This is a genomic window from Anaerotignum sp. (genome assembly GCF_031981185.1).
In the GTDB taxonomy this organism is placed as follows: domain Bacteria; phylum Bacillota; class Clostridia; order Lachnospirales; family Anaerotignaceae; genus Chakrabartyella.
Genome location: NZ_DALYUL010000051.1, coordinates 1 through 7,027, shown reverse-complemented (window position 1 = coordinate 7,027; position 7,027 = coordinate 1). Strand labels below are relative to the sequence as shown.

Annotated in this window: 6 protein-coding genes and 1 pseudogene; 6 read left to right on the top strand and 1 reads right to left on the bottom strand. The window is 39.5% G+C overall.

The window, feature by feature from the left end; translation table 11 throughout:
* The 4 genes and pseudogenes from RTK36_RS16630 to RTK36_RS16190 all read left to right on the top strand — a co-directional run.
* A pseudogene (locus RTK36_RS16630) lies at positions 1-670 on the top strand (ABC transporter ATP-binding protein); the annotation flags it as partial.
* A gap of 644 nt (positions 671-1,314) precedes the next feature.
* Positions 1,315-2,157, top strand: coding sequence for an ABC transporter permease (locus RTK36_RS16200; RefSeq protein WP_312048255.1), 843 nt, complete (start codon positions 1,315-1,317; stop codon positions 2,155-2,157).
* A complete protein-coding gene (locus RTK36_RS16195; RefSeq protein WP_312048254.1) occupies positions 2,157-2,954 on the top strand; it encodes an ABC transporter permease in 798 nt (265 codons plus the stop codon). Before RTK36_RS16200 ends, RTK36_RS16195 begins: the two co-directional genes overlap by 1 nt.
* On the top strand, positions 2,951-4,027 hold the full coding sequence (locus tag RTK36_RS16190) for an ABC transporter substrate-binding protein (protein ID WP_312048253.1): 1,077 nt from the start codon (positions 2,951-2,953) through the stop codon (positions 4,025-4,027). The genes RTK36_RS16195 and RTK36_RS16190 overlap by 4 nt, the downstream gene beginning before the upstream one ends.
* A gap of 196 nt (positions 4,028-4,223) precedes the next feature.
* Here RTK36_RS16190 and RTK36_RS16185 read toward each other — a convergent pair whose 3' ends face one another.
* Positions 4,224-4,901, bottom strand: a complete 678-nt coding sequence (locus tag RTK36_RS16185; RefSeq protein ID WP_312048252.1) for a hypothetical protein — start codon at positions 4,899-4,901, stop codon at positions 4,224-4,226.
* A gap of 525 nt (positions 4,902-5,426) precedes the next feature.
* On the opposite strand from RTK36_RS16185, the gene RTK36_RS16180 reads away from it, so the two are divergent.
* On the top strand, positions 5,427-6,644 hold the full coding sequence (locus tag RTK36_RS16180; RefSeq protein WP_312048251.1) for a leucine-rich repeat domain-containing protein: 1,218 nt from the start codon (positions 5,427-5,429) through the stop codon (positions 6,642-6,644).
* Positions 6,645-6,654: 10 nt separating this feature from the next.
* Positions 6,655-7,027, top strand: a 373-nt coding sequence (locus RTK36_RS16175) for a DUF2201 family putative metallopeptidase (RefSeq protein WP_331655102.1), incomplete at its 3' end; no start/stop codon positions are given.

Genomic DNA, 7,027 nt, shown 5'->3' with positions numbered 1-7,027 from the left:
CATGAATGTTTATAACAATATTGCCTTTGGTCTGAAAATCAAAAAAGAACCCAAGGATATTATAGAGCAAAAAGTAAAGCGTATGCTCAAGCTTGTAAACCTTGAAGAATATGCGGATCGTAACGTTACGGAAATGAGCGGTGGTCAGCAGCAGCGTGTGGCCATTGCCCGCGCCTTGGTGAATGAGCCAAACGTTCTTCTTTTGGACGAGCCCTTGGGTGCTCTGGATTTAAAGCTTCGTAAAGAAATGCAGCAAGAATTAAAGAAAATTCAGCAGGAAGTAGGCATTACCTTCATTTATGTTACCCATGATCAAGAGGAGGCCCTTACCATGTCCGATAAAATTGTGGTTATGAAGGATGGGGAAATTCAACAAATCGGTTCCCCCACAGATATTTATAATGAGCCTGTGAATCAGTACGTTGCAAACTTTATTGGCGAAAGCAATATCATTGACGGCGTTATGTTAGAGGACTACCTTGTTATGTTTGAAGATAAAAAATTCAAATGCGTTGATTTCGGCTTTACTTCAGGCGAAAAGGTGGATGTTGTCATCCGTCCCGAAGATTTGGATATTGTCCCTAGGGCAGAAGGCAAGCTGAAAGGTATTGTAAAATCCGTTTTGTTTAAGGGCGTACATTATGAAACCATTGTAGAAACAAAAGTGGGTACCTCTATTACCGTAAAAATGATGGTTTCCGATGACCGACCTGTTTATAACGAAAGTGCCAACGAAAAAATCTCCGCCAACGATTTTTATTTGGATATGGATGATGTGGAAACCTTGGACGAAGGTACCATTGTTGCCCGTGCCGATGCCCAGGCGTGGAATCCGGAAACAGACGAATATATTTCCATTAAAGAAATTAACTATTCCATAAAAAAAGAAAATGGCAAGTATCCTGTAACCTTCTCTACCGCCGCAGGTACCTCTGTTACGGTAAATATGATTGTGAAGGATGAAAACCGTATCGCAAACAAAGAATATGAGGAAGAAATTTTTGCTGTGAATTTCTTAAAAAAAACAGACGAAATTCATGAATCCATTGCCTTGGAAACAGATTTGAAAACTTGGGCAAATGCCTCGGCTTGGAGTTTGGAGGATGGCACCTCCGTTGAAATTACCAATGTAAAGTATGATTTTGACCCAGAAACCCTAGTGCCCGGCGTTTATGAGGTTACCTTTGCCACAGAAGGCTATGAGTATAAGGTAGATACCACCGACCGCTATGAAATTGGCAACGAGGTTGGGCTGATCTTCCAGCCTGAGGACATTCATATTATGGCAAAGCAAAACTGAAGGGAGGGTGCTCGGTGAAACAATTTCGAAATATGGCACTGCCCTATATTATCTGGATGGGGGCTATGATTTTGGTCCCCATGCTGTTGATTCTCCTTTATGCCTTTACCGATAAGGGAAATGACGTGGCAACCATACGCTTTTCATTGGAAAATTTTGCTCGTTTTTTCAGTGATGTTGTGTTTATGAGTGTATTAAAACGCTCCTTGTATATTGCAATTCTTACAACGGTGATTTGTATTTTGTTTGGCTATCCCATTGCCTATGTCATTGCCAACCGCAGTGAAAAAAGCAAGCTTTTTTGGATTCTTTTGATTACCCTGCCCACTTGGATTAATATGCTGGTGCGTACCTATGCATGGATGGGCATATTGCAGGATGAAGGAATCATCAATCGACTGCTTAGCTTTTTGGGAATTGGCCCGATTACCATGATACACACAAGCTTCGCTGTTGTTTTGGGTATGGTTTATAACTTTATCCCTTTTATGATTCTGCAAATTTATACTGGACTGACAAAAATGGATAAAAGTTATCTGGAGGCGGCAAGCGACCTTGGTGCCAATGCCGTACAATCTTTCCTACGTGTAACACTGCCCCTTTCCATCCCAGGAGTAATCAGCGGCATCACGTTGGTGTTTTTGCCTGCGGTATCCAGCTTCTTTATTCCCAAGCTTTTGGGCGGTGGACAGTATGTTTTAATCGGTAATGTTATAGAAACTGAATTTTTAACCTCTGGGGACTGGAATTTCGGTAGTGCCATCTCTTTGGCAATGGCAGTCATTATCATGTTTTCCATGTATATTACCAAAAAAGTGGATACTGACCCTACTGCAAATGGAAGGGAGGATAACTAATGGAAAAGAAAAAAACACGCCTGTTTTCAAAAATCATGTTGGGATTAACAGCGATTTTCTTCTATGTACCCATTTTGTACATTATTCTGTTTTCCTTCAATAGCTCCCGCTCCCTAACGAAATTTGAGGGTTTTTCCCTGCGGTGGTATGAGAAAATGTTGGCTGACTCCACCATGATGCAGTCAGTGGCATATACTGTTATCATTGCCCTTTTAGCCACCATTATCTCCACTATTGTGGGCACACTAACGGCAATCGGCCTATCAAAATCTAAAAAGATAATGAAAGGCATTGTAGAACAAGTGAATAACTTACCCATTCTGAATCCCGAAATCGTTACGGGTATCGGTCTGTTAATGTTTTTCAGCGCATTGGGGGTAAAAAAGGGGTTTTTGACCCTGCTCCTCGCCCATATTATGTTCTGCATTCCTTATGTAATACTAAGCGTAACGCCAAAGCTGCGTTCTCTTGATCCAAATTTGGCAGATGCCGCCTTAGACCTTGGCGCAACGCCCATGCAGGCTTTGTGGAAAGTCATTGTTCCCCAAATCAGACCGGGTATTATCTCCGGGGCACTCATTGCCTTTACTATGTCCTTTGATGATTTCATCATCTCCTATTTCGTAACAGGCAACGGCGTGAACAATATCTCTATTTTGGTTTATACCATGAGTAAACGTGTGAATCCGTCCATCAACGCCTTAAGCACCTTAGTTATTCTGTTGATTACAGTGGCGTTATTCATTGTAAACATTATACCAATCCTAAAAGAAAAGAAAGGAAGTAAACTGACATGAAAAAAATGATTGCATTGGCTGTTAGTGGGGCATTGTTGCTGTCTGGCTGTGGCGGCGGTTCTTCTGCTTCTGACGCGGTGGAAAAATACGGCTCCTCCACCTTAAAGCTATATAATTGGGGGGAATATATGGGTGCAAACCTAATTCCCGATTTTGAAAAAGAATATGGCGTAAAGGTCATTGTGGAATACTTTGACTCCAACGAAATGATGTATACAAAATTGCAGGCAGGAGACGCTTATGATGTCCTTGTGCCCTCCGACTATATGATTGAACGTCTGATTCATGAAAACATGCTACAAAAGCTGGATTTAACTAAAATTCCAAACATCTCAAATTTGGCTGAAGGCGTGAAAAATCTGCCCTATGACCCTGATAATTCCTACTCAGTGCCTTATTTCTGGGGAAATGTAGGAATTGTTTATAATCACAATAATGTAAAACCCGCAGACGTAGAAAATCTGGGCTACAATATCCTTCAGGATACCACCTATAAAGGACGCATTTATGTCTATGACTCTGAGAGAGATTCCTTTATGATGGCGTTGAAAGCACTGGGCTACTCCATGAACACAGAAAGTGAAAGCGAAATTCAGGAAGCCTACAATTGGCTCCTGCAAATGAACAATACCATGGATCCCGCTTATGTAACTGATGAAGTAATCGACGGCATGATTAATGGAAATAAAGATATCGCCGTTGTTTATAGTGGTGACGCTGCAACGATTTTGAATGAGAACGAGGATATGAGCTTTTTCCTGCCTACAGAGGGCACAAACCTGTGGAGTGATTCCATGGTGATACCCGCCAACGCAGAAAATCCCCTCTTGGCTCATGAATTCATTAATTATGTTTTGACCCATGACGCTTCCTATGATAACTCCGAAACGGTAGGCTACCCTTCCTCTAACCAAGAGGTATTGGATGAAATGTCTGGGTCTGGCGGAATCTATGCAGATAATGAAGCATATCTTCCCAGAACAGATTATGCAAAGGACGAAGTGTTTAAAGATAACCCTGTATTAAAGCAAAAGCTGGCAGAACTTTGGATTAAAGTAAAGGCTTCTCACTAAATAGCATCATAAAAGCCCGTATTGCTGATTGTAGCAATCGGGCTTCTTTTTGTTGATTAATTTCTTCTTTACGCGTTTTATACTTTATAATAAACATAGAAAAATGCGCCTATAATAAAGCATAACAAATAATAAGCTTATTGTTACTGATTTCTAATTTAATGTAGTATAGATGAATAAATATCATATTTAGAACTTAATCATCTAATTTGTTTGTACTTGTTAGTACATAAACACCATTAATATAGCTATAAGTTTCAATTGCAATTGTTATATCAGATTTAGCATTTGCACTTCTCATCCCCTTTACGGCTGCTTTCTTGTAAACAAGTTCGATATCAGGAACCATGGCTTTCTTCGCATATGCTGTATTTACAGTTTTCTTTGTATAATCCACAGGTCTGGTAACGCCATTGACTGTTTCATATCCATACGTACGTACAGTTCTCTCTTGCTCCACTGGTGTAACACTGTACATTTTCTGATAGTATGCAATAACATATTCGCCAACCGCTAATGGTCTGCTTTGTTTCGCAATTCCAAAACTCACGGAATCAGAAAAAGTATATCCTAATGTGGCTTGTACGGTCTTCTTCACTTGGTAACTCAATGAGCCTGATAATGCATGAGTGGTATTTACAGTAGTACTAGGTGTTACCGTTTCTCCTTTTTCTTTATTTGGAAAATTGCTTCCATTATAAAACTCTGTTTTCTTTCCTACATTTTCAGTATAAGATGAAAGATACCGTTTAACACCATATTTAGTATCGACATTTACACTTTGGGGAGTGATTATAATATCACTCTGTTTTGCCCCATCCTCTAAAACCAAGTTGTTTTTTTCTTCTAATGCATACGTTGTGGTAGTAGGCAAGCTATCGTAAAAGCCAATAATGGTAAAATTAATTTTTTTATATTTTTCTCCTTATTCACAATCTATAGATACCCTGTTAACTAAAAAACTACATAACTAACTTGCGACAAACGAAATTTTCCCTTAGAATTTAACTAATACCTTTTTTAATGTATGATATTTTTGTTGCCAGACGGATTTTTTATATTTAATTAAAGGTATTCTTTATTTTCCCTCCCTCCTACAGTTCTGTTGTAAAATCTCGAACTTCTTCATGATTATTTTCTTAAATTGAATCACCCCCATACGGTTATAATTTATATCATATTATAATTTTCCGAATATGTAAATATCATACATATTAGGATCTTCTTAAAGTTTTAATAAGTATAAAAAAACCATCCTAACAGCTTCTTTTAATCAACAATTGAATCCTTCTTATATTCCCTATGTTACTCCTCTTTTTTACTTACTGGCATTATTCAGCTATTTTTATATGCATATCTCTATGTGATTATTTTGACACTATCCAAGCAAGGAAGTATAATGGACTTTAGATTACATTTTGAAAAGGATAAGGCCATGAAACCAACAAAAAAGGTTATATTATATTATAAAGTCTTTGCCGAGGGCGTTACCATCTTGGGTGTCAAGGGCAGAGCAAGCCAACTGCATATTCCTGAAACCATAGAGGATATGCCAGTGGTAGCCATTGAGGATTTTGCTTTTGCCATAGAAATGGAGCAACCTCAGGTAGAGGACGAAAGCTTGGGAGAAATGTCCCTTTGCCACTCCTCAGAAAAACGCACTGCAGTTCCAAAAGAGGATGAAGGTGATGCCATCTTGCGTATCGTCCTACCTGATACAATCCGACGTATCGGCGCTTATGCCTTTTCTGGCTGCTCTGAATTGGGTTCTATTGTTCTGCCTGAAGGATTGGAGGAAATCGCCCCCTATACCTTTTCCGGCTGTTCTGCCTTAGAGGCTTTGACACTGCCCCAAAGTATACAAAAAATCGGTAGTTATGCTTTCTACGATTGTCATGGCCTCAAGGCTCTTACTATCCCTGAAATGGTAACTGCCATCGAACGCTATGCGTTTTATAATTGCAGATCTCTTTACAAAATAAATATACCGAAAAATACAGTGCATCTGGAAACAGGCTTATTTTTAAATTGTGACAGCCTGTATGATATTTATTTTGGACAATGCAAACATGTTTCCGACTTAATCGCCGTTTTAAACCACGAGCTATTGCTTACCATAGATTTTCCTGAAGAAAGAGCCAAACTGCTCATCCCTGATTTTCAATATGAATATATTGAGGACACACCGGCACGGCAGTTTCATCAGGTAAATTACGGCACAGGTCATTTATTTCGCCAATGCATTCGTAATTCTGATATTGATTTTCGCAGATACGACGAATTGTTTTATCTTACTCGAAGGGAAGATGCGGCAGTTTTGGTACTGCTTTTGGCAGTATATCGTCTGTCCTATCCTTATCGCCTTCCGACAGAACGTAGGGAAACCTATCTCTCCTATGTGCGGGAGCATTTGCTGTTTGCGGTGGACTATTATATCCAAAAAAATGATCTGGAAGTCCTGCGTCTATTTGCCCAATGGGGGCTTTATACCAACGAAGCCTTGCCAAAATTGATAGAGCTGGCACAGAAAAAAGGAAAAACAGAAATTCTTAGCTTTCTTATGGATTACCAACATAAAAATGGGAATCCCATAAAGAAAAAAAGCTTTGATTTGTAAAGGAGGGCTTATGAACGAAAATCATCAACGTCTCATACAAATCGGTAACGCTATTTTAAATGCATCCCGCAATGAATTATACTTATCCTTGCGGTTTTTGGATATTGCCTTAAGTGGACTACGCTATGAAATGAACCTTTCTTCCCTTTACGTTGGAACAGATGGAGAAAAGGTGCTGTTTAATCCCCGCTATTTGGTGGAGCGGTACCAATCCGATCCCGTTTTGGTAAACCGCCTTTATTTGCATATGCTTTTGCATTGTATTTTCCGCCATCCTTTTCATACAGGCGAACGGGACGAAGCTCTTTGGGGCGTTTCCTGCGATATTGCTGTAGAGTCTATTATTGATTCTTTGCCTCTAAAGGCCACCCGCTTGGTGGTTT

Excerpts from the sequence above, each read along its gene's own strand:
- RTK36_RS16195 (WP_312048254.1), top strand. The coding sequence starts at position 2,157 with ATGGAAAAGAAAAAAACACGCCTGTTTTCAAAAATCATGTTGGGATTA.
- RTK36_RS16180 (WP_312048251.1), top strand. The coding sequence starts at position 5,427 with ATGGACTTTAGATTACATTTTGAAAAGGATAAGGCCATGAAACCAACA.
- RTK36_RS16190 (WP_312048253.1), top strand. The coding sequence starts at position 2,951 with ATGAAAAAAATGATTGCATTGGCTGTTAGTGGGGCATTGTTGCTGTCT.